The sequence below is a fragment of the Catellatospora tritici genome (assembly GCF_019083965.1).
Taxonomy (GTDB): Bacteria; Actinomycetota; Actinomycetes; order Mycobacteriales; family Micromonosporaceae; genus Catellatospora; species Catellatospora tritici.
In genome coordinates, this window is sequence record NZ_JAHRCY010000003.1 from 1 (window position 1) to 19,997 (window position 19,997).

General features: G+C 69.3%; 16 protein-coding genes. 12 read left to right on the top strand and 4 right to left on the bottom strand.

Going from position 1 to position 19,997, the window contains the following annotated elements; all coding sequences use genetic code 11:
* Both KUA19_RS07375 and KUA19_RS07380 read left to right on the top strand, forming a co-directional pair.
* Positions 1 to 1,594: non-reducing end alpha-L-arabinofuranosidase family hydrolase (locus KUA19_RS07375; protein WP_217395393.1), on the top strand; the 1,594-nt coding region annotated here is incomplete at its 5' end.
* Positions 1,595 to 2,012: 418 nt separating this feature from the next.
* Positions 2,013 to 3,596 (top strand): HAD family acid phosphatase, encoded by a 1,584-nt coding sequence (locus tag KUA19_RS07380; RefSeq protein ID WP_217395394.1) that lies wholly within the window; start codon positions 2,013 to 2,015, stop codon positions 3,594 to 3,596.
* A gap of 93 nt (positions 3,597 to 3,689) precedes the next feature.
* Here KUA19_RS07380 and KUA19_RS07385 read toward each other — a convergent pair whose 3' ends face one another.
* From KUA19_RS07385 to KUA19_RS07395, 3 genes are read right to left on the bottom strand one after another with little or no spacing between them, the layout of a single operon-like run.
* The gene (locus tag KUA19_RS07385) at positions 3,690 to 5,123 is read right to left on the bottom strand and encodes an aldehyde dehydrogenase family protein (RefSeq protein WP_217395395.1); all 1,434 of its coding nucleotides are present in this window, start codon (positions 5,121 to 5,123) and stop codon (positions 3,690 to 3,692) included.
* 13 nt (positions 5,124 to 5,136) lie between these two features.
* On the bottom strand, positions 5,137 to 6,417 hold the full coding sequence (locus tag KUA19_RS07390; RefSeq protein ID WP_254548957.1) for a dihydrolipoamide acetyltransferase family protein: 1,281 nt from the start codon (positions 6,415 to 6,417) through the stop codon (positions 5,137 to 5,139).
* A gap of 19 nt (positions 6,418 to 6,436) precedes the next feature.
* Entirely contained in the window at positions 6,437 to 8,617 is a 2,181-nt protein-coding gene (locus KUA19_RS07395) for an alpha-ketoacid dehydrogenase subunit alpha/beta (protein ID WP_217395396.1), read from the bottom strand.
* A 160-nt stretch (positions 8,618 to 8,777) separates the two neighbouring features.
* Here KUA19_RS07395 and KUA19_RS07400 point away from each other — a divergent pair, with 160 nt between their 5' ends.
* From KUA19_RS07400 to KUA19_RS42470, 10 genes are all read left to right on the top strand, one after another.
* Entirely contained in the window at positions 8,778 to 9,284 is a 507-nt protein-coding gene (locus KUA19_RS07400) for a VOC family protein (RefSeq protein ID WP_217395397.1), read from the top strand.
* 138 nt (positions 9,285 to 9,422) lie between these two features.
* On the top strand, positions 9,423 to 10,673 hold the full coding sequence (locus KUA19_RS07405; RefSeq protein WP_217395398.1) for an alpha/beta hydrolase: 1,251 nt from the start codon (positions 9,423 to 9,425) through the stop codon (positions 10,671 to 10,673).
* A gap of 44 nt (positions 10,674 to 10,717) precedes the next feature.
* Positions 10,718 to 12,361: an ABC transporter substrate-binding protein gene (locus KUA19_RS07410; protein WP_217395399.1), complete on the top strand. Its 1,644-nt coding sequence runs from the start codon at positions 10,718 to 10,720 to the stop codon at positions 12,359 to 12,361.
* A complete protein-coding gene (locus KUA19_RS07415) occupies positions 12,358 to 13,233 on the top strand; it encodes an alpha/beta fold hydrolase (protein WP_217395400.1) in 876 nt (291 codons plus the stop codon). Before KUA19_RS07410 ends, KUA19_RS07415 begins: the two co-directional genes overlap by 4 nt.
* Positions 13,233 to 14,180 (top strand): ABC transporter permease, encoded by a 948-nt coding sequence (locus KUA19_RS07420; protein ID WP_217395401.1) that lies wholly within the window; start codon positions 13,233 to 13,235, stop codon positions 14,178 to 14,180. The genes KUA19_RS07415 and KUA19_RS07420 overlap by 1 nt, the downstream gene beginning before the upstream one ends.
* Positions 14,177 to 14,995, top strand: a complete 819-nt coding sequence (locus KUA19_RS07425) for an ABC transporter permease (RefSeq protein ID WP_217395402.1) — start codon at positions 14,177 to 14,179, stop codon at positions 14,993 to 14,995. The genes KUA19_RS07420 and KUA19_RS07425 overlap by 4 nt, the downstream gene beginning before the upstream one ends.
* Positions 14,992 to 16,851, top strand: coding sequence for a dipeptide ABC transporter ATP-binding protein (locus KUA19_RS07430; protein ID WP_217395403.1), 1,860 nt, complete (start codon positions 14,992 to 14,994; stop codon positions 16,849 to 16,851). Before KUA19_RS07425 ends, KUA19_RS07430 begins: the two co-directional genes overlap by 4 nt.
* A gap of 117 nt (positions 16,852 to 16,968) precedes the next feature.
* Positions 16,969 to 17,718 (top strand): GntR family transcriptional regulator, encoded by a 750-nt coding sequence (locus KUA19_RS07435; protein ID WP_254548958.1) that lies wholly within the window; start codon positions 16,969 to 16,971, stop codon positions 17,716 to 17,718.
* Positions 17,706 to 18,530, top strand: a complete 825-nt coding sequence (locus tag KUA19_RS07440) for an alpha/beta fold hydrolase (protein ID WP_217395404.1) — start codon at positions 17,706 to 17,708, stop codon at positions 18,528 to 18,530. The genes KUA19_RS07435 and KUA19_RS07440 overlap by 13 nt, the downstream gene beginning before the upstream one ends.
* Positions 18,531 to 18,566: 36 nt before the next feature.
* Positions 18,567 to 18,710 carry a toll/interleukin-1 receptor domain-containing protein gene (locus KUA19_RS42470; RefSeq protein ID WP_217395405.1) on the top strand — a complete coding sequence of 48 codons (144 nt, stop codon included), beginning with the start codon at positions 18,567 to 18,569 and terminating at the stop codon, positions 18,708 to 18,710.
* 79 nt (positions 18,711 to 18,789) lie between these two features.
* Here the strand turns inward: KUA19_RS42470 and KUA19_RS07450 are convergent, their stop codons facing one another.
* Entirely contained in the window at positions 18,790 to 19,896 is a 1,107-nt protein-coding gene (locus tag KUA19_RS07450; RefSeq protein WP_217395406.1) for a hypothetical protein, read from the bottom strand.
* Positions 19,897 to 19,997: the final 101 nt, after the last annotated feature.

Consider the following 19,997-nt stretch of genomic DNA (forward strand, 5'->3'; position numbering starts at 1 on the left):
GACCGAGGTCGACGTCACCAACGCGTCGACGTCGCAGTACGCGGGGCTCACCCAGGCGTGCATGAACGTGCCGCGCTGCATCGGGATCACGGTGTGGGGCGTGCGCGACAGCGACTCGTGGCGCTCCAGCGAGAGCCCGCTGCTGTTCGACGGCGGCGGGAACAAGAAGTCCGCCTACACGTCGGTGCTCAACGCCCTCAATGCCGTCAACCCGACCACGTCGCCGCCCGCGAGCCCGGCGCCGGGCGGCACCGGCAGGATCGTCGGGGTGCAGTCGGGCCGGTGTATCGACGTGCCCAACGCGTCGCAGACCAACGGCACCCGGGTGCAGCTCTGGGACTGCAACGGGCAGACGAACCAGCAATGGACGTACACCGCCGGCAAGACGCTGACCGTGTACGGCGGCAAGTGCCTCGACGCGAACGCGAAGGGCACCGCGAACGGTACCGCGGTGATCATCTATGACTGCAACGGGCAGTCGAACCAGCAGTGGAACGTCAACTCCAACGGCACCATCAGCGGCGTTCAGTCCGGCCGGTGCCTGGACGTGTGGGGCACCGGCAACGGGCAGCAGATCCAGCTGTACGACTGCCACGGGCAGACCAACCAGCAGTGGCAGACCTCGTTCAGCGCCCCCGCCTCGCCGTCCCCGTCCACGTCGCCCTCGTCGTCGCCGTCCCCGGGGGGTTGTGCTCTTCCGTCGACGTACCGCTGGTCGTCGACCGGCGCGCTGGCGAACCCGCAGAACGGGTGGGTCTCGCTCAAGGACTTCACCAACGTGGTCTACAACGGCAAGCACCTGGTCTACGCGTCGAACGTGTCGAGCGGAGGATCGTATGGCTCGATGAACTTCAGCCTGTTCACGAACTGGTCCGACATGGCCTCGGCCGGCCAGACCGGAATGAGCCAGGGCACGGTGGCACCCACGCTGTTCTACTTCGCACCGAAGAACGTCTGGGTGCTCGCCTACCAGTGGGGTCCCAACGCGTTCAACTACAAGACCTCCAGCGACCCGACCAACCCCAACGGCTGGTCCTCGCCGCAGGCGCTGTTCACCGGAAGCATCTCCAACTCCGGCACCGGCGTCATCGACCAGACGCTCATCGGTGACGACCAGAACATGTACCTGTTCTTCGCCGGTGACAACGGCAACATCTACCGGGCCAGCATGCCGATCGGGAACTTCCCCGGCAACTTCGGCTCGAACTACACGACGATCATGAGCGACTCGCAGTACAACCTGTTCGAGGCGGTCGAGGTCTACAAGGTCCAGGGCCAGAACCAGTACCTGATGATCGTCGAGGCGATCGGGAGCCAGGGGCGCTACTTCCGCTCGTTCACCTCCAGCAGCCTCAGCGGCTCGTGGACCCCGCAGGCCGCCAGCGAGAGCAACCCCTTCGCAGGCAAGGCCAACAGCGGCGCGAGCTGGACCAACGACATCAGCCACGGTGACCTGGTCCGCAGCAACCCCGACCAGACCAAGACCATCGATGCGTGCAACCTCCAGTTCCTCTACCAGGGGAAGAACCCCAACGCGGGCGGCGACTACAACCTGCTGCCGTGGCGGCCGGGTGTGCTGACCCTGCAGCGCTAGGCGAATGGGCTGCTGCTGACCCAGTCCAACCCCGTTCGCTGACCGCTCGGGAGTGTCCGGCGCCGACTGGCGCCGGACACGCCCTTCTCGGCAGGCGGGCGCCGGCTGGGGTGATGCAACACGAAGACGCCGGTGTAGCCGTGGGCGACCATGGGCACCGCTCAGGTCGGAACGTGGAACGCTCGCGCATACTCGCCGGCGAAGTCGAACTGCCACCGCCGCGACGACACACCGGATCCTGACGGTCCATTGTGGATACACGACCGTGGAACGCGAATCGCAGCCCTGATCCGGCGCTGGGACTGACAACCGGGCCGGCGGGTCGGGCCCGGTCAGCGGCCCGGTGCCAACCACGGTTTACTGCTTGTTCACCTTCCCGTAGGGTGGCCGCGTCGTCATCTACATGGGGAGATTTCGTATGCTCACACGTGTCCGTGCCACCGTCGCCGCGGCGTTGATCGCGGTGCCTCTCGTCGCCGCGACCGAGGCGCACGCCACCCCCGCACTGGCACCACGTTCGCACTTCACGATGGCCCCGGATGGCTCGAGCGGCCTGACCGAGGGCGGTGCCGGCATCCCGAACATCGACTCGGTGAAGTCGACGATCCGCGCGTACTACAACGCGACCAGCGCGGGCATCGCGAACAAGACCGACTCGCCCTACATCTCCGAGCTGGCCTCGATCGAGGCCAGTGTGCTCGCCGCACTCCCGGCCGTCGACCCCGCCGCCAGGAAGGCGGTCGTCTTCGATGCCGACGACACCACACTGTGGACGTACGACATGGAAGACAACCTGATGCACTTCAACTTCGACCCGGCACTCCAAGCCACGTGGGTGTTCGGCGAGAAGTTCCCGGCCACCCCCGGCATGGTCGCCTTCGTGCACGCGGTCGCGGACAAGGGGTACGCCGTATTCGGGATCACCGGCCGCCGCGAGGCGCAGGAGCAGGCGACCGTCGAGAACCTGGCAAATGTCGGCTACACCGAGTTCAACGCCGAGAACTTCTACACCAAGTGGAACGGCCCGGACTCGAACAAGCCGTCCTACGTCACCTGCGTCGCGGCCTGCACGACGGTCGAATACAAGGCGAACACCCGCAAGCACATCGAGCAGGACCTCGGCTTCGACATCGCCCTGAACATCGGCGACCAGTTCTCCGACCTGCAGGGCGGCTACTCCGACGCCGTGCTGAAGCTGCCGAATCCGACCTACTACCTGCCGAGCCCGAACCTGCCCGGCGTGGACGAGCCCGCGCTCGCGCCGCGTACGCAGTTCACGATGGCTCCGGACGGCTCGAGCGGCCTGACCGCGGGCGGCGCCGGCATCCCGAACATCGACTCGGTGAAGTCGACCATCCGGGCGTACTACCAGGCATCCAGCACGGGCATCGCAGACAAGACCGATTCGGCGTACATCCGCGAAGTGGCGGGCATTGTCGCGGACAACATGAACCGGCTCGTCAATGAGTGCAAGCGCCTCGTACGCAAGGGTGCCAAGCCCGCCGTCGTCTTCGACGCTGACGACACCACGCTGTGGACCTACGACATGGAGGACGCGGCGATGCACTTCAACTTCGACCCGGCCGTCCAGAACAACGACTGGGTCCAGCCGCAGGCCTTCGGCGCCACGCCGGGCATGCCCGCCCTCGTCAACGCGGTCAGCCAGGCGGGCTGCACCGTGGTCGGGCTGACGGGCCGCCGCACGTTCCAGAAGGATGCCACGCTGGGCAACCTGGCGAAGGTCGGCTACACCGCGTTCACGGCGGAGAACTACTACACGAAGTGGGACACCGGCACGACGCCGGATCCGTCGATCTTCGGCGGTACCCCCTGTGCCACCGGCGCGTGCTCGACCATCCAGTACAAGTCGGCGGTCCGCGCCTACGTCGAGTCGCAGGGCTACGACATCATCGCCAACTTCGGCGACCAGTTCTCCGATCTCATCGGCGGCCATGCCGACCGGACGGTGAAGCTGCCGAACCCGACCTACTACCTGCCGTAGCCAGGAGGTCGGCCCGCGGATATCAGCAGAGGCTCGGAGCGTGCGCGCTCCGAGCCTCTGCTGTGGCGGAGGTGAAAGCACCGCAGGACGCGGTCAGAGCTGAAGACCCGTCAGAACCAGGACGCGGGGGTCGGTGTAGTCGTCCATGGCGCTGCGCAGGCCCTCCCGGCCGACGCCCGAGCCCTTGACTCCGCCGTACGGCATCTGGTCGGCGCGGAACGAGGGCACGTCACCGATGATCACACCGCCGACCTGGAGCGTCGCGTGCGCGGTGAACGCCGTCTGCAGGTCCGTGGTGAACACGCCCGCCTGCAGCCCGTACGCCGAGTCGTTGACCGCGGCGAACGCGGCCGCGTCGGAGTCGACGGTCGACACCACCAGCACCGGCCCGAACACCTCGGCGCACCCGACCTTCGCGTCGGCGGGCACGTCCGTCAGCACTGTCGGGGCGTGGTTGGCGCCGTCGCGCCCGCCGCCGGTCAGGACCTTCGCTCCGGCGGCCACCGCCTCGCCGACCCAGCGGTGCACCCGCTCCGCGGCCGCTTCGTTGATCAGCGGGCCGACCTGGGTGTCGGCCGCGGCCGGGTCGCCGGTCTTGAGCGCGCGCACCGCCTCGACCAGCTTGGGCAGGAAGGCCTCGGCCCGGTCGCGGTGCACCACGACCCGCTGCACCGCGATGCAGCTCTGCCCGGCCTGGTAGTTGCCGAACAGCGCGATGCGCTGGGCGGCCCAGTCCAGGTCGGCGTAATCGCCGCAGACCACGGCCGCGGCGTTGCCGCCCAGCTCGAGGGTGACGTGTTTGTGCGGCACCGCGGCTTGGATCGCCGCGCCGACCGGGCCCGAGCCGGTGAACGAGACGACCGGCAGGCGCGGGTCGGCGACCAGGGCGGCGGCCCGCTCGTTGGGCACGGGTACGACGGAGAACATGCCCGCGGGCAGGTCGGTCTCTGCCAGCAGCTCGCCCAGCAGCAGCGCCGACAGCGGCGTGGCCGGGGCCGGCTTCACGATGATCGGCGCGCCGACCGCGATGGCCGGGGCGACCTTGTGCGCCACCAGGTTCAGCGGGAAGTTGAACGGGCTGATGCCGAGCACCGGGCCTTTCGGGAAGCGGCGCACCACGGCCATCCGCCCGGCGGCGGCCGGGTCGGTGTCCAGCCGCATCAGCTCGCCGGAGAAGCGGCGCGCCTCCTCGGCGGCCCAGCGGAACGTGGAGACCGCGCGGCCCAGCTCGGCCTTGGCCCACATCAGCGGTTTGCCGTTCTCGGCGCAGATCAGCGCGGCCGCCTCGTCGCCGCGTTCGGCCAGCCGCCGGCTCACGTGGTCGAGCGCGGCCGCGCGGGCCGCGGCGGGCAGCGATGCCGCGTCGGGTGCCGCCTTCGCCGCGGCCGCCACCGCTGTTTCCACCTGCGCGAGCGTCGCGTTGGCAGTCCGACCGACCACCCGCCCGTCGTAGGGATTGCGGACTACTACGAGATCGTCACTGGTCTCCGGCGAGCCGGCGATCCAGAACGCGGTCTGATCGGCCATGGGACCACTCCTACTATTCGGAAAGGTTGTTCAAGAGCAGCAGCGCGGGCGCTTCGACGTGCCGGACGAACTCGCGCATCCAGTGCGCGGCGACGACCCCGTCGATCGCACGGTGATCCACGGAGAGGACGACCCGCATCCGGGTCGCCACCGCCACGGCGCCATCATGCACGTGCGGTTCCGGCCGTCCCATGCCTACCGCGAGGATCGCCGACTGCGGTGGGTTGATGATGGCCGCGAACTCCTCGACCCCGTGCATGCCCAGGTTCGTGACGCTGAAGGCGCCGCCTTCGACGTCGTCCTGGCGCAGCCTGCCCCTGTTGGCCGCTTCGACGCGGTCGGCGACCGTCTGGGCGATCTGGCTCACCGACATGGTGTCGACGTTGCGCAGCACCGGCGTGACCAGCCCCCTGGTCGAGGCGACGGCCACGGCGATGTCGACGGTGGCGTAGCGGTGCAGCGCGTCCTCGGTCCAGATGACGTTCATGTCGGGCACGAGCGTGTGTGCCCGGGCGGCAGCCTTGATGACGAGGTCGTTCACCGACACCTTGCGCGGCAGGACCGAGTTGATCTCCGTACGTACCGCGAGGAGCCGGTCGATGGAGCACGTGCCCCGCAGGTAGAAGTGCGGCGTCGACTGCTTGCTGCCGGTCAGCCGTGCCGCCACCGCGCGGCGGATGCGCGTATGCGGGACGGCCTCGAACGCTACGGCCGGGCGCGGCCGGGCGACCTCGGCGGGAGGTGTTCGGCCCGGTGGGGCCGACTGCGTTTCCGGCTGGCGCCGGGTCTCGATGTCGGCCGCGATGTGGGCCTCGACGTCGCGACGGACGATGCGGCCACCGGGGCCGGTGCCGACGATGCCGTCGCAGGTCAGGCCGGCCCGGGAGAGAAGAGCGCGGGACAGCGGACTGATCCGGGTGCGCTCGTGGACAGGTGGATTCGCAGGCGATGGAGCGCCGCTCGGCTCGCTCAGGGCGACGCAGGCGGCCGGCTCCGGCACGGAACCGGGAACCCCGAGCGCCTGGAGCATCCGGTGGTGGTCGAGCCCCGACTCGTCCCGGCTGCCGAGCAGCGCGATCGGAGCGCCGACGTCGACAGTCTCACCCGGTGCCGCCAGGAGCTTCAGCAGCACGGTGTCGTCGTCCACCGCGACCTCGACGACGGCTTTGGCGGTCTCCACCAGCGCGACCGGGTCGCCGGCCGCGAGGTGGGCGTTCTCCGCGGCCAGCCACTCGCAGAGGACTGCCTCGGTGGCCCCGGCCGCGATCTCGGGCATCAGGAGCAGGCTTGCCATGGCTCTCGGTCTCCTGGTCTCAACGGGCCGCGATGTCGCGCAGCGTGGCGATGACGTCTTCGGTCGTGGCGATGGCCGCCCGCTCGAGGACCTTGCTGATGCTCGGTGAGGCTTCGCCGCCGGTCACCCGGAGCACCGGCGCGTCGAGGTGGTCGAAGAGGCGGCGCTGGATCTCGTCCGACAGCCATCCGCCGTATGAGGTGCCGACGGCACCCTGCTCCACGATCAGTACGTTGTTGGTCTTCTGGATGCTGGCCTCGATGGTCGGCCAGTCCAGGCTGGCCCGGTCCAGCCAACGAAGGTCGATCACATCGGCGCTCAGGTCGGGTACGGCGTCGAGGGCGTCCAGGCACCGTTGCACCATCGACAGGTAGCTGATGATGGTGAGGTCGCTGCCCGACCGGCGTACGGCGGCCCGGCCGACAGGCAGCAGGTAGTCGAGGTCGTCGACGGGGCCGGTTCCCTTGCTCGGGTAGAGGTCGACGTGCTCCAGCACGACGACGGGGTCGTCGCAGGCAAGAGCGGTGTTCATCAGGCCGACGTAGTCGTAGGGCGTGGACGGGGCGACGACCCTGAGTCCGGGAGCGGTCGTCAGGATGCCGGCCGGATCCATGGAGTGCTGAGACCCGTAGCCGGTGCCGGCGGCGAGCTTGCTGCGGAGCACGAACGGGACGGCGCTCTGACCTCCGAACATGTGGCGTGCCTTGGCGATCTGGTTGAACAGCTGGTCGGCGGCGACCCACATGAAGTCGGCGTACATGAACTCGACCACCGGGCGGAACCGTCCGTCGATCGCGATGCCTCCGGCCAGGCCGGCGAAGGCGTTCTCGCTGATCGGGGTGCCGAGGACCCGGTCGGGGAAGAGCTCGAGGGGGCGCTTGGTGGCCCCGTTGGTCCCACCTTTGAGCCGGTCGACGTCCTCACCCATGACGACGATCCTCGGGTCGAGTTCCATCCGTCGAGCCATGACGCCGCTGACCGCGTCGATGAAGCGGACGTCGGCCAGGGTGCCCGGGTACTCGTCCTGTTCGACGTAGCGGCTCCCCGCGAGCTCCGCGAGGTCGCCGCGTACGCCGACGTCGACGAAACCGGGGTCCGGCCAGCGGTCGGCCCTGATCCGCCGCTTGCCGGGTTGCTGCCCGGGGTCCGGCTCCAGGAAGCCGTCGCTGATCTCACGCAGCGCCTCGTCCACCTCACGTCGGGCCTGGTCGATGGCGCTCTCGGCGGCCAGGCCGCGCCGGAGCACCTCCCGGGTGAGCAGCGCCAGCGGGTCTCGTTCGCGCCACCGCCGCTCCTCGTCCTTGTCGCGGTAGCCGAAGGCACTGCCGGGGAAGGGCCCGTTCTGGTGGAAGAACCGGTAGACGTCGGCCTCCACGATCGTCGGGCCGCGGCCCGCACGCATGTGTGCGACGGCCTGCGACATGGCCAGGTGCACGGCGAGTGGATCCATCCCGTCCACCCGCCAGCTCGGAATGTTGAAGGCGAGGCCACGGGCGGACAGTCGGGTCTCGGCCGTCGCCGCGCTCACCGGCGTCGCGACGGCGTACTGGTTGTTCTCGATGAAGAAGCAGACCGGCAACCGCCAGGCCGCGGCGAGGTTCATGGTCTCGAGCACCGACCCGATGTTGACCGCGCCGTCGCCGAAGTAGGTGACCGACACCGCGTCGGTCCCGGCTGATCTGGCCGACCAGGCGAAGCCGGCCGCCTGCGGGACGCCGCCGCCGACGATCGCGTTGGTGCCCATCGCCCCGGCCTCGAACCACTGCAGGTGCATCGAACCCCCGCGGCCGGCGCAGAAGCCGTCGGCGAGGCCGCAGATCTCGGCCAGGGTCCGGGCCAGCACGGTGCGCACCTCGTCGGTGAGCTTCGGCAGCGAGCCGGGCGTGGCGGCGGCTACGTGGCCGAACGCCTTGGCCAGGAACTGGTGGTGGCCGCGGTGGGAGCCGTTGACGAAGTCGTCGCCGCGCAGGGCGAGGACGGACCCGGCTGCGCCGCCCTCCTGGCCGATGCTGGAGTGGGCGGGGCCGTGTACGAGGCCTTCGGCCGCGAGTTCCAGCACGTGCTCTTCGAAGGATCGGATCCACAGGGTCTGGCTCAGCATCGCCAGCAGCAGGTCGGGATCGGCGTCGTCCCAGTCCTGGCGACCCGCCACGAGCTCCACCCAGGGGGACTGTGCGGCCAGGGGATGGATTGCGGGCATGGGTTGTCTCCTCCGTTGACGATCCGGCGATGCCCGACCTTGCCACACGCGGCCGCCTTTGTGAAGCCGATTGGATCCATTGCCTGCCGACCTGTGCCATGATGTGGCGCGATCTCAGCGGATCGGTCTTCGTTTTGGATCCATTGGAAGGAGTTCTGGCGTGCGCAACGACCTCGGCCCCCTGCCAGGTGTCACCGGGCTCGACCACATCGGCTTCACGGTCCCTGATCTCGACCAGGCGCACGCCTTCCTGGTGGACGTGCTCGGCTGTACGGCGATGTACGACCTGGGACCCTTCGCCGACCGGGGTTCCTGGATGAGCCGGCACCTCAACGTCGCCGACGACACGGTGATGCGGCGGCTGCGCTTCTTCCGACTGGGAAATGCGCCGATCTTCGAGGTCTTCGAGTACGAGGCCGTCGCGCAGCGGACCGTTCCTCCTGCCAACAGTGACATCGGGGGACACCACGTCGCGCTGTACGTCGAGGACCTCGACGCGGCGGTCGAGCACCTGCGCCGCCACGGCGTCACCGTGCTGGGCGAGCCGACGAGCAGCTCGGGACCGAGCCTGGGCCAGCGCTGGGTGTACTTCCTCGCGCCCTGGGGCATGCAGTTCGAACTCGTGTCCTACCCCTCGGGCAAGGCGTTCGATCGGATCCATATCTGATGATGCGGCGCCGCCTTTACGCGCGTTTGCGCACTCAATATGTTACGAAATGGTAACGGCGTCTTCTCAATGGATCCAATGCGTGCCAGAGTCCACGCCACCGCTCGACTCCAGCCACTCGGAGAGGCAGCCGACCTGATGCGCCGACACCGCTTGATTCTGGCCCTGCTCGTCCTGGTCACGGGCCACCTGCTCGCCACCCCCCAGGCCGCGCAGGCAGCCGGGGGACCCATCCTGGAAGCGACCTACACCGCAGTGAACAACGGCTGGGCACGCGTCCAGCGCTGGAGCGACCCCGACCCGAACTTCACCACCGAGCACTTCCCGTCAGACGGTCGTGGCGACCAGAGCGGTGACCGGCTGACCTACTTCGGGGGGACCGCCCGCCCCGGCAGCGGCAAGTTCCTGCTCTACTCGGCACCGGGCTGGAACACCAACCCCAAGGCCGTCCCGGTGCTGCTGGTACTCGGAGCCACCCAGAACGCCGACCAGGCGTGGGCCAACCCGAACCTCAACGGCGCGGGCGGCTGCGGAAACGCGCCGTGCCCCACGACGGGACTCATGCAGGCACTGGCCGGGGCAGGCTACAAGGTCTTCGCGGTCAACTTCGCGCACAGCTTCGGCGACAACTACCAGCAGGCCCAGGTCATCGCAGACGCCATCGAGGTGATCCGAGGCGAGCTCGGCGTCCCCCAGGTCGACCTCCTCGCCTGGTCCAAAGGCGTCCTGGCCGCACGGATGTACGTGTCGGGTGTCAAGCCCCCGTGGGGCCGCCCCTACCAGAACGACGTCCGCAAGCTCATCCTGCTCGGCGGACCCAACAAGGGCATGGACACCCCCTACCGGCACGGCATCCAGAACATGGGCACCGTCTGGCCCGAGTGCGGCGGCAACCTCAACTTCCCGATCGCGGCCAGCACGCTGTTCTGCTTCGGGGCCTACTACACACACCCGGAACTCACCTACTCCGGCACCGGAGCGAACGACGCGTACCCCGGAGCCCGACAGGCGCTCTACCGGTGGGACAACGTCTACGCACTCGATACCAGCTGGGCCGACTGGTACACCGTCTACTACGGCGGCTGGGGCGCCTACTCCTTCTCGCCGGGCATCGACACCGCCATCAACCAGGGCTCGCTCATCACCACCATGCGCGCCGCGCCCAGCCCCGCGTCCGTCGGGGTCTACCTGCTCTGCGGTGGCTACCCGACGCTGCCCACCTCCACGGAGAACACCGGCCCGTCCGACGGCGTCGTCTTCGTCGCGTCCTGCACCGACACCGGCGGGCTGACCACGGTCGCCGACAGCAAGACGCTGTGGTTCGACAACCACGTGATGCTCGGCTGGGAAGCCAACGCCGTCAACCAGATCAAGTCCTGGCTCGCCTGAGCCCAGGCGCCTCTCCGACAGCCCGACCACCGAATAGAGAAACGATGACATCGCTGCTCGCGACCCTCAGGCTACCGAACCTCCGCCCCCACGGGCCCCTCGCGGCCGCCGCCGCGTGCCTGCTGGCCCTGACGGCCTGCTCCGGCGCCGCCGGTGATCCCGCATCCGGCCAGCAGGCACCGAAGCCGATCGGCAGCTTCACCTACGGCATCCCGACGCCGCCGAGCTCGCTCGACCTGACCAAGAACATGAACGGCTGGACGTCGGCCGTCGCGGTCATGGTGACCCAGCCGCTGGAGCGCTTCGACAGTGCGGGCAAGGCCACGCCGGTGCTGGCCGGCAAGGTCACCACCCCGAACGACACCTCGGTCGTCTACGACCTGCGCGGGGACGTGAAGTTCTCCGACGGCAAGCCGCTGACCGCCGGCGACGTGGTCGCGGCGTTCAAACACGCGATCGACGGGGCCGGCGGTGCGCAGACGGCGTCGATCCTCACGAGCATCAAGGACGTCCAGGCCACCGGCGACGCACAGGTCACCGTCACCCTCGCGCATCCCGACCCGGCCATCCGCGGCTCGATCGCCTTCGGCGTCCTGGTGTCCGAAGCCGACGCGATGAAGGGCGCCGGCGCCGACTACGGCACGGCCGCTGGGCTGCCCGTCGGCACCGGACCCTACGTGTACTCCTCGTTCAAGGCGGACAAGGTCGAGCTCACGTCGAACCCCGCCTACTGGGGGTCCGCGCCCCGCATCAAGAAGCTCACCTTCGCCGGGTTCACGGCCGACACCACCGCCCAGCTCGCCCTGCGCTCGGGCGGGGTGCAGGCCAACTACGTCAACGCCCCCAAGAGCACCCAGCAGTGGAAGTCGATCAAAGGCGCGACGGTGTTCAGCACCCCGTCCCTGCTCTCGACGTACCTCACCTTCGACACCAGCAAGGCGCCCTTCAACGACGTGCACGCCCGGCGCGCCGTGGCGCACCTGATCGACCGCCAGTCCCTGGCTCGGGTCACCTACGGTGACGAAGCGCAGGTCATGCGCGGCATGGCACCCGACGCCGAGTTCGTGCCACTGGCCGGATCAGCCGACGCGGTCACGTCGTTCATGTCGGGGCTGCCCCAGGTCTCCTACGATCCGGTCGCGGCCGCCAAGGAACTGGCCCTGTCGGCCACGCCGGCCGGGTTCAGCATCGACGTCCCGTACCCGTCCAGCGAGCCCTTCGCAGAGCCGGTCCTGCTGAGCCTCCAGCAGGCGGCCAAGCCGTTGGGTATCACGGTGAACCTGAAACCGCAGACCTTCATCCAGTGGGCGACCGACATCTACATGTTCAAGCCGGCTCCGCTCGGCGTGTTCCAGATCGGCGACCTGCAACCAGACCCGAACGGAGGCATGGCCCTGATGGTGACCAAGGCCAACGCAGCACCCACCAAATTCAACATGGCGTCCTGGACCCCGCAGGAAGTAGAGCCCCTGGCGCTGACCATGACGCAGTCCGGTGACCGCGCCGCCCGCTGGGCCGCGGCCTCCTCGATCCTGACCAGCGCCGCCGAGCAACTGCCCTACGTGCCCCTGTTCGCGCCGAACACCGTGCTCGTCTACGGCGACGGCTACTCCTCGAGCACGGCACCGGACTTCATGGCCTTCATCACCGGTGCCTGGCTCGACACGCTCACCGGGAACGGCGCATGAGCGCGCGGACCGTCGAGGCCAACGGCCTGACGCTGTGGACCGACAGCTTCGGCGACCCGGCCGACCCGTGCATCCTGCTGGTGATGGCGGCGTACTGGCAGGGGATCGCCTGGCCGGAGCGGTTCTGCGGCCGGCTGGCCGACAACGGGTTCTTCGTCATCCGGTACGACCACCGCGACACCGGGCGCTCCTCGGTCATCGACTACGAGCAGCACCCGTACACCCTCGCGGACATGGCCGACGACGCCATCGGCGTCCTCGACGCGTACGGCATCGAGCGGGCCCACCTGGTCGGCGCCTCGATGGGCGGCATGATCGTGCAGGAGTGCCTGCTGGCCCATCCCGAACGGATCTCCACGGCGACATCGCTGATGTCGACGCCGCTGTCGAACTCCTACGCGTCGGGCACGTCTCCCGAAAACCTGCCCGGTCCCGACCCGACCGCCTGGAAGGCTTTCGAGACCGTGCCGGGACCCGGCAAGAACCCCTCACACGACGAGTACGTCAACGGGTGGACCGACTTCTCCCGCGGCGTGGCAGGCAGCGCCACACCTTTCGACGAGCAGTACGTCCGCAGCATGCACAGCCAGAGCTACCACCGGGCGACACAGCCGGCAGCAGTCTGGAACCACCTCCAGGCCACCGCCGCGACCCCGGACCGGACCGACCGGCTGGCCGAGGTGCGCACCCCGACCCTGGTCATCCACGGCACCGAGGACCACGTCATCCCGGTCCAGCACGGCCACGCCACCGCCGCGCTCATCCCCGGCGCCGAACTCGTCGTGATCGAAGGGCTCGGACACCAATTCGATCCCGCCGCACTGGACCTCGTGACACAGCCCCTCCTGCGACACGCGACCGCGGAGATGTGATGCTCCGACGCCTCATCGGGCGGCTCGGTGCCGCCGGGCTCCTGCTCCTACTGGTCAGCTTCCTGGTCTTCAGCCTCGTGTCGATGGCACCGGGGTCCCTGGAGACCACGCTGCTGGGAGCCCGGCCGGCATCGCCCGAACTGATCCACTCCATCCGACTCCAGTACCACCTGGACGACCCGTTCCTGCTCCGATACCTGCGCTGGCTCACCGAAGCCGCACACCTGGACTTCGGCCGCTCGATCGTGACAAGCGAGCCGGTATCCAGCGCCGTGTCGGCCCGTGCGGCCGTCTCGGCCGAACTGGCGGTGCTGGCGTTCCTCGTCGCGGCGATGATCGGAGTCCCAGCCGGACTGGCCGCGGCCGCGTGGCGGGGCCGCGCCGCCGACCGGGCAATCACGCTGGCGGCGATCCTCGGCATGAGCGCACCCCCGTTCGCGGTGGGCACCCTGCTCATCTACCTGTTCGGCGTCCGTTTCCCCGTCTTGCCCGTGTACGGCGCGGGCGACGGCCCCGGCGACCGGCTCCTGCACCTGGCACTGCCGGCGGTGGCGCTGGGAGCCGGACTGGCCGCACTCGTGGTCCGGCAGACCCGGGCAGCCGCCCTCGGCGTCCTCGACCAGGACTACCTGACCTTCGCCCGAGCCCGCGGCCTGTCACGGGTCCGCGTCCAGACGACGTACGCGCTGCGCAACGTGGCGCTGCCCATCATCTCCTCGCTCGGCCTCGTCCTCATCGTCGCCCTCCCCGGGGCGATCCTCGTCGAGGTGGTGTTCTCGCTGCCCGGAGTGGGCTCGATGATGGTGGAGTCCGTGGGCGCCAAGGACGTGCCGGTCGTACAGGCGCTCGCCATCTTCACAGCACTGTACGTCGTCGTCGTCAACACCGGCGTGGACCTGTGCTCCCTGCTGATCGACCCCCGACTGCGCGACGGGGCCGCCCGATGAGGCCCCGGCTGGGCGCACCAGCGCTCGTCTGGGCCGCAGCACTCATCGCGCTGTCCTTCCTGACCCTGGCCGTGTGCGGACATCAACTCTCACCCCGCAACCCCGACACCCAGGACCTGCTGCTCGGCGCCTCGGGACCGGCCCCCGGCCACTGGCTCGGGACCGACGAACTGGGCCGCGACATCCTGTCCAGGCTGATGGCGGCAACAGGATCGGCGCTGGCCGGCCCCTTCGTCGTCGCGCTGGCCGCGATGATCGCGGGCACAACGCTCGGGCTGACCGCCGGCTACCGGGGCGGACTCGTCGACGCGATCATCTCGCGGTTCGCCGACCTGGTCTGGTCGCTGCCGGGCCTGCTGGTGGCGATCGTGGTGATCGGAGTGCTCCAGGGCGGCACCTGGCTGAGCGTGGCCGTCATCGCGTTCCTGTCCATACCGCACGCGACCCGGCAGACCCGCAGCGCCACCCTGGGCCAGGTACGGCTGCCCTACGTCGCCGCCGCCCGGACGCTGGGGCTCGCGCGGAGCAGGGTCATCGTGCGGCACATCCTCCCCAACATCAGGGCCACGGTGCTGACGACGCTCCTGCTCGACTTCGTCACCGCGATCCTGATCTTCGCCGCACTCGCATTCCTGCGGATCGGCGTCGAGCCGGGGGCCCCGAACTGGGGTTCGATGCTGGCGGACGGCCAGTCACTGATCACCGTCAACCCGTTCCAGATGGCGGCGCCCGCCGTGGCGATCGTTCTCTTCGCCGCCAGCGTGACCATCCTCGGCGACTGGGCCCATGACACCCTGACGAAGGACCAGCAATGACGAACACGACATCGCCCAGGCCGGGGCGGGTCGACCCGGTCGCCCGGGCCGGCGGCCTGATCGTGGACTCCCTCGACGTGCGCATGCTCGACAGCCGGCGGGGGCCACGGACGCTGGTCCAGAACGTCGGCTTCGACCTGGCGCCCGGGACCACCCTCGGGATCGTGGGAGAGTCGGGCAGCGGCAAGTCCCTGACCGCGAAATCCATCATCGGCCTGCTCCCGAAGGGTCTCGCCGCATCCGGGAGCATCCGGCTCGGGCAGCGGGAACTCGTCGGCGCCCCGGAGCGTGACCTGCGCGCCCTGCGTGGCACGTCGATCTCGCTCGTCATGCAGGACCCCTTCACGATGCTGCATCCGCTGCTGACCGTACGCGCCACGCTCGCCGAGTCGCTCGACCCGCGGATACGGCGCGACCGGGCACGGCGCGACCAGGAGATCGAGCGCCGCCTGGACGAGGTGGGCATCCAGCCAGGCATCGCCGACAAGCGCACCTTCGAGCTGTCCGGCGGCATGCGCCAGCGCGTCGGCATCGCCGCGGCACTCGCGCGCGACCCGCAGCTGCTCATCGCCGACGAGCCGACCACGGCGCTCGACGCCAGCACCCAGAAGGACGTGCTGGCCCTGCTGGGCAGGCTGCAGCGCGCACGCGGGATGAGCATGATCCTCATCACCCACGACCTCAACGTCGCGTTCAGCGCCTGTGACCGCATCATGGTGATGTACGCCGGGACCATGCTGGAGTCCGGCACGTCCGAGGCCCTGAAACGCACCCCGCGGCACCCCTACACCCGCGGACTGCTGAGCGCGGCACCGCCGTTGACACACGTCGTCGACCGACTCGACACCATCCCGGGCAGAGTTCCCGCCGCACACGAGGTCCTGGACCAGTGCGCCTTCGCGAGCCGATGCGACCTGGTCGTCGACGCCTGCCGGGCGGCACGCCCGCCGCTGCGCCTGCTCGACGACGGACACACATCGGCCTGCCTGCGCACCGACGAACTGGACGCGACCACGCCCCGCCAGTCACGCACCGGCGACGCCGCCATCGCACAACCCCGGCCCGCCACGGCGCCGCTGGTGAAGGTGCAGAACCTGTCGAAGGCCTTCCGGTCGACCACGATCACGGGGCGCCACCGGGTCTTCCACGCCCTGTACGACGCCTCCTTCGACATCGGCGAGGCGGAGGCCGTGGGCCTGGTCGGCGAATCCGGCTCGGGCAAGTCGACCATCGCCCGGTGCCTCATGGGCCTGACCACACCCGACACAGGCCGGATCGACCTCGGCGAACTCGACGCGACCGACTTCTCGAAGCTGTCCCTCCAGCAGCGCCGCGAGGCCTACCGAACCGTCCAGATCGTCTTTCAGGACCCCTACTCCTCCCTCAACCCGAAGCTGACCATCGGCGCCGCCCTCGAGGAGGCGGTCTCCATCCGCGGCGGGCTCCGTGCCGAGGTGCCTGGTCTGCTCGAGCAGGTGGGGCTGCCGCCCGACTACGCGCAACGGCGGCCGCGGGCGTTGTCAGGCGGCGAGCGACAGCGCGTGGCCATCGCCCGCGCACTGGCCCTGCGCCCCCGGCTGCTGATCTGCGACGAGCCCGTGGCCGCACTGGACGTCTCGGTCCAGGCACAGATCCTGGAACTCCTCCGCTCGGTACAGTCCACCACCGGGATGAGCACCCTGTTCATCACCCACGACCTGGCCGTCGTCCGCCAGATGACCTCACGGATCCTGGTCTGCTTCGAGGGACGGATCGTCGAGAGCGGTCCAACGCCGCAGGTGCTCGACGACCCCACCCATCCCTACACGCGCCGCCTGCGAGACGCCGCCCTCCTAGGCTCACGCGACGCGGCATGAAAGATTGGATCCATCAATGACAAGATCCACGAACTCCCGTCCGGAGCCGGAGGCAGAACCCATGACTGATCGCACCCCGACCAGCTCCATGGTCGGCGACGACGCGCGAGCCGCTGCATGATGCGCGAGACCCGGGCCGAAGACGCCGCCGAGGCGACCGACGCCCAGGCAGGCTCACCGACGGTCGCGAGCAGGCGGATCGCCGAGCACCTGCGGCAGATGATCCTGGACGACCGCCTCCTCCCCGGTGAGCGCATCCGGCAGGAGGCTGTGGCCGAGCAGCTCGGCGCCAGTCGGCTGCCGGTACGCGAGGCCCTACGGATCCTCGAGTCCGAGGGCCTGGCCACCCTGAAGGCGAACAGCGGCGCCTGGGTGGCCCGCATGGACCTGGTCGAATGCCAGACCATCTACAAGATCCGCGAGCGCGTGGAACCCCTTGCCCTCACCGAGAGCATGAACAACCTCACCGACTCCGACATCGCCGGGCTCGAACGCATCCAGTCCGAGATCGAATCCGGCTGGGACGTGGAACGGTTCCTGGTCCTCGACCGTGAGCTGCACCTGCGGACCTACAGCGGCTGCCAGATCCGCCAACTGGCCGACATGGTCCACCGGTTCTGGAACACCACCCAGCACTACCGCCGTGCCTTCGTCCGACTCAACGGTCCCGACCAGCAGTGGATCGTCAACGCCGAGCACCGCCTGCTCATCGAGGCGATCAAGCGACGCGACCCGACCGACGCAGAGCAGATCCTCAGCGGCCACATCCGCCGGACGCGTCACCAGCTCGCCCTGCACCCCGAGCTGTTCGACCGCCCCGCACCTCCGTCATCCGATGACAAGCAGGCCGGCGAATGGAACGGCTGACCCGGCCACAAGCCAGCTCGGGCACGACCCACGGGATCAGCTGGGCTGCCGCAGGAGCCGGCGATCCGCTGGTGCTGGTCCAGGGCCTCGGTTATCCGGCGGCGATGTGGTTCCGACTGCTGCCGTTGCTGACCCCACAGCGACGAGTGATCACCTTCGACAACCGGGGCGTCGGGGGGAGCGCGGCAGCCGACACGACCGGATTGACCATCGAGCAGATGGCTGCGGACGTCGCCCTCGTACTCGATGCCTGCGAGACCTCGTCGGCCGACGTCCTGGGCGTGAGCCTGGGCGGGATCGTCGCCCAGGAGTTCGCCCTCGCCCACCCCCGCAGGGTGCGGCGACTGGTCCTGGCCTCCACGCACACGGCAGACGAGCACGCCGTATCCGCCGACGACGAGGTCCTCGCCATGTTCGCGCGACGCTCGCAGCTCAGTCCTGCGGAGTCACTCCTCGCCTCTGTGCCCTACGTCTATGCGTCCGCCACGCCGCGCGCCTTGATCGAGGAGGATGTCGCCTGCCGGGCTCGACAGCCCGTCCCCCCGGAGGTCTACCAGGCGCAGCTCACCGCGGCTGTGGCGTACGGCGGCACGTGGCAGCGACTGCCCGAGCTGACCCACGAGACCCTGTTCGTTCACGGAACCGAGGACCGCGTCGTGCCACCGGTCAACGCCGCCATCGCAGCGGAACGCGTGAACGGCGCCAGGCTTGCGTGGATCGAAGGCGGAGGCCACAACCTGTTCTCCGAGCGGTCCGGCGAAATGGCCGAGGCCGTGAACCAGTTCCTCAGCGTTTGGCGATCGGCCGCATGATGTCGAATGATCGATGTGTTTCGGTAGCGTACGCGTGTGCCCGGTTATGTCTTCATCAGTTACCACCACGGCAGCAACACGGCATACGCCGAGAAGCTTGCGAGGTTCCTGACTGAGCACGGGGTCGAGGTGTGGTTCGACCGGGAGATCGTGTCGGGTGCCCTCGTGCCCCCGCCATGAGGACGAGGACCCGGCCGCATGCCGTCGCCGTGGCCCGCGCCGAGTCGCCCGTATGCCGCCGGGTCCTCGTCTGCCGGGGTCAGGGTGCCATCGGCACCGGCCCGGCCACCAATGTGATGCGCACGCTCGATGGCGTGCCGGGGTGACAGTCGTGGCAGATCACCTCCGGATCAAGCCGAAGTGTGCCCGTGCGGAAACCGGCCGGCACCGCGATGTCCAGCGGTTCGGGAGTACTGGTGCTGGTCGGCGTATCGGCGAGCAAGCGCTTCTCCGCGGAGGCCGGGCACGTTTTCCCACCGACAGTGACGGTGATGCTGCGTGACAGGTCCAACGTCACCGGGCCGTCGGTGTCGGCGAGCATCTGGTATAGAAACCCTTCGAAATGCAACCATGCCTTCCCGGCGGGTGCCCAGCCATGCTCCTCGGTCCACGGCAGCAGCGCCAGCGAGCCCGACATGTCGATCCGGCCCGGATCCGGCGGCCGGATGTTCGTCCGCACCCCGAAGTCCTTCATGGCATAACGGGTGTAGAACAACGGGTTCGCATCCGGGCCCCGCTTGCCCGAGCGCAGATCGAGGGTCTGCGTACGCCCCTTGTCGGACATCTTCAGCAGAACCGGCGCACCCGTGGGAACGCAGACGATGAGGATGTGGTCGCGGCCGAAGCGGACGGACGACTCCCGAGCCTGTCCGTTGACCACCACCTGAATCGCCGGCGTCAGCGCACCGGCTTTGCCGACCGGACGCGGCAACGGCCGCGCTACGTGAGCGAGGAAGAGTTCGGCGCCGGAGGGCGCCGTGATCGCGCCCTCCAGACCCATCCGGTCCGCGTCGTCGGCGTCGATCCGCGGGACCGCGGCCGTCCAGTCGAAAGCCGTGGCGTACTCGGGGCCGATGATCGCTGCGTCGGCCGGGGTCAGCGGACGCTTCTGCAGCAGCAGCGGGCTGGTATCGCTGGGCGTACTCGGGGCCATGCGGACGTAGTCGGCCGCGACCGCCTCGGCCGCCGGCCCCGACGGCGACGGCTCCGGTTCCGGCTGCGGCGCCGTGCAGCCGGCCGCGCCGACGGCCAGCAGTGTCAGCGTGATGAGCGGGCGGAGGCGTGACGTCTCGTTTCCCTCTGTCGACTGTGGATGATCCGATGCTAGTCGGATCGCCGTATCGAACTGGCCGGCACCGCACCGCACAACAACACCGCTTGAGGACCGGCCGCTCTCAGCACAGTACAAGCGCATGGAACTGCGGCCCCCCTCGTCCCGCACGTCGGCGGCGTAGGTGGCGAGGGCTC

What these genes read in the sequence shown, in the direction of transcription:
- KUA19_RS07410 (WP_217395399.1), top strand. Translation starts at nt 10,718, where the DNA reads ATGACATCGCTGCTCGCGACCCTCAGGCTACCGAACCTCCGCCCCCAC.
- KUA19_RS07420 (WP_217395401.1), top strand. Translation starts at nt 13,233, where the DNA reads ATGCTCCGACGCCTCATCGGGCGGCTCGGTGCCGCCGGGCTCCTGCTC.
- KUA19_RS07440 (WP_217395404.1), top strand. Translation starts at nt 17,706, where the DNA reads ATGGAACGGCTGACCCGGCCACAAGCCAGCTCGGGCACGACCCACGGG.
- KUA19_RS07435 (WP_254548958.1), top strand. Translation starts at nt 16,969, where the DNA reads ATGATGCGCGAGACCCGGGCCGAAGACGCCGCCGAGGCGACCGACGCC.
- KUA19_RS07405 (WP_217395398.1), top strand. Translation starts at nt 9,423, where the DNA reads ATGCGCCGACACCGCTTGATTCTGGCCCTGCTCGTCCTGGTCACGGGC.
- KUA19_RS07390 (WP_254548957.1), bottom strand. Translation starts at nt 6,417, where the DNA reads ATGGCAAGCCTGCTCCTGATGCCCGAGATCGCGGCCGGGGCCACCGAG.
- KUA19_RS07380 (WP_217395394.1), top strand. Translation starts at nt 2,013, where the DNA reads ATGCTCACACGTGTCCGTGCCACCGTCGCCGCGGCGTTGATCGCGGTG.
- KUA19_RS07385 (WP_217395395.1), bottom strand. Translation starts at nt 5,123, where the DNA reads ATGGCCGATCAGACCGCGTTCTGGATCGCCGGCTCGCCGGAGACCAGT.
- KUA19_RS07425 (WP_217395402.1), top strand. Translation starts at nt 14,177, where the DNA reads ATGAGGCCCCGGCTGGGCGCACCAGCGCTCGTCTGGGCCGCAGCACTC.
- KUA19_RS07395 (WP_217395396.1), bottom strand. Translation starts at nt 8,617, where the DNA reads ATGCCCGCAATCCATCCCCTGGCCGCACAGTCCCCCTGGGTGGAGCTC.
- KUA19_RS07415 (WP_217395400.1), top strand. Translation starts at nt 12,358, where the DNA reads ATGAGCGCGCGGACCGTCGAGGCCAACGGCCTGACGCTGTGGACCGAC.
- KUA19_RS07430 (WP_217395403.1), top strand. Translation starts at nt 14,992, where the DNA reads ATGACGAACACGACATCGCCCAGGCCGGGGCGGGTCGACCCGGTCGCC.